This window comes from Streptomyces alkaliphilus (assembly GCF_014141535.1).
Lineage (GTDB): Bacteria > Actinomycetota > Actinomycetes > Streptomycetales > Streptomycetaceae > Streptomyces > Streptomyces alkaliphilus.
The window spans coordinates 1-4,192 of record NZ_VKHT01000436.1 but is presented as its reverse complement, the minus strand read 5'-3'; the positions used below and the strand labels follow the sequence as shown (position 1 = coordinate 4,192).

Sequence of the window (4,192 nt, the reverse complement as noted above, 5' to 3'; positions counted from 1 at the left end):
GTGTGGTGTCGGTGGGCTCGGCAGGCATGGTGCTCCCCGCGGGTCGGCTGGTGGGCCGGCCCGGACCGGTGGGCCGGCCGGTGGGGCGAGCGTAAGTGCTGTGGAGGGGCCCGCCGTGGAGGGCGGAAATAGTCGTACCGCCGTGGTGCGGGGCGGTACGCCGGCGGGGCGGGGACCCCCGCGCGACGGGGCGCGGACGAGGGGTAACGGATTTCGCGTTACGGGCGGGAGCGTGTAATCTCTTCATCGCTCGCCCCAATAGCTCAGTCGGCAGAGCGTCTCCATGGTAAGGAGAAGGTCAACGGTTCGATTCCGTTTTGGGGCTCTGTGGTGTGGGTCGCTCATCGCTTCGGTGGGTTCCACATCCCGGCGGCGTAGCTCAGTCGGTAGAGCAAACGGCTCATAATCGTTGTGTCACCGGTTCAAGTCCGGTCGCCGCTACTCACCGGAGTAGCCGATGGCGGGCTCATGTCCCCGATCGGCTACTCTCTCTGTGTTGGAATCGTCCGTTCGTCAAGGAGCACTCACGTGGCTGCCACAGACGTCCGCCCGAAGATCACGCTGGCCTGCGTGGAGTGCAAGGAGCGGAACTACATCACTCGCAAGAACCGGCGGAACAACCCGGACCGCCTGGAGATGAAGAAGCACTGTCCGCGCTGCAACTCGCACACCGCGCACCGCGAGACCCGCTGACACGTGCAACAGTGCGCCGAGGCCGCTCCCGACCAGGGGGCGGCCTCGCGCGTGTACCCGGAGGTGTTCGCGCCCATGGCGCTGGATCAGTCATTCGTGGGGCGGAGTTACCCGCCCACCGAGCCGTACGAGGTCGGCCGGGAGAAGATCCGTGAGTTCGCGGAGGCGATAGGCGACGACAATCCCGTGTACCGGGACCCGGGGGCCGCCCGGGCGTTGGGATATCCCGATGTGATCGCCCCGCCGACCTTCGTGTTCTCCATCACCTACCGTGCCGCGGGGGAGGTGATCGGTGATCCCGCGCTGGGTCTGGACTACACCCGGGTCGTCCACGGGGATCAGCGGTTCGCCTACCGGCGGCCGGTGCGGGCGGGGGACCGGCTGACGGTCTCCTCGACCATCGAGTCGATCAAGTCCCTGGCGGGCAACGACGTCCTGGACATCCGGGGCGAGGTCCGGGACGCCGACGGGGAGCACGTGGTGACGGCCTGGACCAAGCTGGTCGCCCGGGCGGCCGAACCGCCGGCGGCCCGGGACGGGCACGCGGAGGACGCGCGGGACCGGACGACGGCGGTCGGTGCCGGGGAGAGGGTGTGAGCGACGTGACGACGCCCGCGACGCAGGGCAGGGAACAGGATGCCGTGGGCACGCCGGCGGTCCGTCCCGAGTACGCCGCAGTGGAGGTGGGGGTCGCGCTGCCGACCCAGCGTTTCCCGGTCAACCGCGAGACCCTGGTGCGGTACGCGGGCGCCTCCGGCGACTTCAACCCGATTCACTGGAACGAGCGATTCGCCCGGGACGTGGGGCTTCCCGACGTCATCGCGCACGGCATGTTCACCATGGCCGAGGCGGTGCGGGTGGTCACCGACTGGACCGGCGACCCGGGGGCGGTGGTCGAGTACGGCGTGCGCTTCACCAAGCCGGTGGTGGTGCCCGACGACGGGGTGGGCGCCACGGTCGAGGTGTCGGGGAGGATCGCGGCCAAGGACGACGAGGAGCGGACCGTTCGGGTGGATCTCACCGCGGTCTGCGATGGTCGGAAGGTGTTGGGGATGGCCCGCGCGGTGGTGCGGCTTCCCTGATCCCGGCCGGCCCGGTGGGTCGGGGCCGGGCACGGCGTTCCGTGTTCGGCCCGACTCGACCGTTGACAAAGTTAGTGATTGACCAATAACTTCTAGGTATGGCGAGAGCGGATATGCGGATGAGCGCGGAGGAGCGGCGCGAGGGCGTCGTGCGGGCCGCGATCATCGAGTTCGCCCGCGGCGGGTACGCGGGCACCTCCACGGCGGCCATCGCCCGCCGGGTGGGGGTCTCCCAGCCGTACCTCTTCCGTCTCTTCCCCGACAAGCGGGCGATCTTCCTGGCCGCCGCGCGGCGGTGCACCGATGAGATCCGGGGCCGCTTCGCCGAGGTGAGCGAGGACCTGGAGCCGGAGGAGGCGGCGGACGCCATGGGGGAGGTCTACCCCGATCTGCTCGCCGACCGTGACCGCCTGCTGTTCCAGATGCAGATGTACGTGGCCGCGGCGGTGGCCGACGCCTCCGGTGACCCGGATTTCGCGACCGAGGTCCGGGAGTTGTGGGTCGAGCTGTGGGACCTGGTCCACCTCCGGCTCGGCGCCGATGTCGCCCGGACCGACGAGTTCATGGCTCTGGGCATGTTGATCAACGTCCAACTGGCCCTCGGCTTCCCGCCGGATCATCGGGTCTGGGCGGGTTATCTGGAGCGGAACCCGGACTTCCTCGACGGAGGGGGAGCGGGAGGACGCGGGGGGTGACCCGGCGCGTCCGACGGCCGTCGCCGGGCGGCCGTTTTTTCGCCCCTCAAAAGTTATTGATCAATCACTAGTTTGGTGGCGGGGTGACCCGTCGCCATGGGGAGAACGAGATGAGCGACACCGCACGGACCGGGCCGGGCACCGCCCCGGCCGCACCCCCCTCCCGGGCCCGCCTCGGCTGGGTCCTCGGCCTCACCGGCGCGGCCACCTTCATGGCGGCCCTGGACAACCTCGTGGTCACCACCGCGCTGCCGGTCATCCGCGAGGACCTCGACGGAAGCCTCTCCGCCCTGGAATGGATCGTCAACGGCTACACCCTGCCGTTCGCCTGTCTGCTGCTGTTCGCGGCCGGGCTCGGCGACCGCTTCGGCCGCCGCCGCGTCTTCACCGGCGGGGTCGTCGTCTTCACCCTCGCCTCCGCCCTGGCCGCCCTGGCCGGCACCACCGGGGAGCTCATCGCCGCCCGTGTCCTCCAAGGGGTCGGCGCCGCGGTCCTCCTCCCGCTGAGTCTCACCCTCATCACCGCGAGCGTCCCCGCGGAACGGCGCGGCACAGCCTTCGGTATCTGGGGCGCGATCAACGGCCTCGCGGTCGCCGGTGGTCCGCTCGTCGGCGGCGCGGTCACCGAACACCTCAGCTGGCACTGGATCTTCTGGTTGAACGTCCCCGTGGGGCTGCTCCTGCTGCCGCTGATCCGGCTGCGCCTGCCCGAGAGCCGGGGCACGGACGGCCGCCTGGACTTCCCCGGCGCCCTGTTGGCCTCCGCCGGACTCCTCGGTGTCGTCCTGGGCATCATCCGCGGCCACGAACACGGTTGGACGGCCCCCTCCACCCTCGGACCGCTGATCGCCGGCGCCGCCGTGCTGGCGCTCTTCGTGTGGTGGGAGCGCCGGGCGCCGGCCCCGCTGCTGCCCCTGGAACTCTTCCGTTCCCGCGCCTTCGCACTGATCAACGCCGCGAGCCTGCTGATGTTCCTGGGCATGTTCGGCTCGATCTTCCTGCTCACCCAGTTCCTCCAGATCATCCAGGGCCACGGCCCACAGGCGGCCGGTCTGCGGATGCTGCCGTGGACCGCGATGCCGCTGCTGATCGCCCCGCTGGCCGGTGTGCTCACCGACCGGATCGGCGGCCGGCCGGTGGTCGGCTGGGGGCTGTCGGTGATGGCGGCCGGCCTGGCCTGGTTCGCCCTGGTCGCCGACCCGGCGGTGGGCTACGGCGCCCAACTGCCCGCCTTCGTGCTCTGCGGCATCGGCATGGGGATGTTCTTCGCGCCGGCCGGGGCGATGGTGATGGGCTCGGTCCCCGCGGGGCGCCAGGGCGTCGCCTCCGGCGTCAACAACTCCCTGCGCGAGGTCGGCGGGGCACTCGGCATCGCGCTGCTGGCCTCCGTCTTCGCCGCCCGGGGCGGTTACGCGCCGCCGACCGCCTTCGTGGACGGGCTGGTCCCCGCACTGTGGCTGGGCACGGCGGCGCTGCTGGTCGCCTCCGCCCTGGTGTTCGCCATTCCCCGCGGTGGGCCCCCGGCCCGTGGCGACGGGAACCCGGCGGCGTCGCTCGACCGGGGGACCGGCTCCGGGTCCGAGGGCCCCGGGGACCCCGTCGGAGCCCCGGTGACGGCCGCGGCGAGCCCGCACGCCCTCCACGGCATCGACGGACGGTGACCCCGCCGCCGGTCCGGACGGCTCCCCGCCCGGTCCGGCGGCGCGCCCGGCCCCGCCCGGG

5 protein-coding genes and 2 tRNA genes are annotated in these 4,192 nt (G+C 71.7%); all 7 read left to right on the top strand.

The window, feature by feature from the left end:
• Positions 1-252 precede the first annotated feature (252 nt).
• Positions 253-325: transfer RNA gene (locus FNQ90_RS14490), tRNA-Thr, on the top strand.
• Positions 326-368: 43 nt separating this feature from the next.
• Positions 369-441: transfer RNA gene (locus FNQ90_RS14485), tRNA-Met, on the top strand.
• Positions 442-528: 87 nt separating this feature from the next.
• A complete protein-coding gene (gene rpmG / locus FNQ90_RS27420) occupies positions 529-693 on the top strand; it encodes a 50S ribosomal protein L33 (protein WP_103501369.1) in 165 nt (54 codons plus the stop codon).
• 75 nt (positions 694-768) lie between these two features.
• A complete protein-coding gene (locus FNQ90_RS14475) occupies positions 769-1,290 on the top strand; it encodes a MaoC family dehydratase N-terminal domain-containing protein (RefSeq protein ID WP_182606765.1) in 522 nt (173 codons plus the stop codon).
• 44 nt (positions 1,291-1,334) lie between these two features.
• Positions 1,335-1,775: a MaoC family dehydratase gene (locus FNQ90_RS14470; RefSeq protein WP_143618249.1), complete on the top strand. Its 441-nt coding sequence runs from the start codon at positions 1,335-1,337 to the stop codon at positions 1,773-1,775.
• 119 nt (positions 1,776-1,894) lie between these two features.
• Entirely contained in the window at positions 1,895-2,470 is a 576-nt protein-coding gene (locus FNQ90_RS14465) for a TetR/AcrR family transcriptional regulator (RefSeq protein ID WP_182606763.1), read from the top strand.
• Between the two features lie 110 nt (positions 2,471-2,580).
• The gene (locus FNQ90_RS14460) at positions 2,581-4,131 is read left to right on the top strand and encodes an MFS transporter (protein WP_407699366.1); all 1,551 of its coding nucleotides are present in this window, start codon (positions 2,581-2,583) and stop codon (positions 4,129-4,131) included.
• The last annotated feature ends 61 nt before the right edge of the window (positions 4,132-4,192 follow it).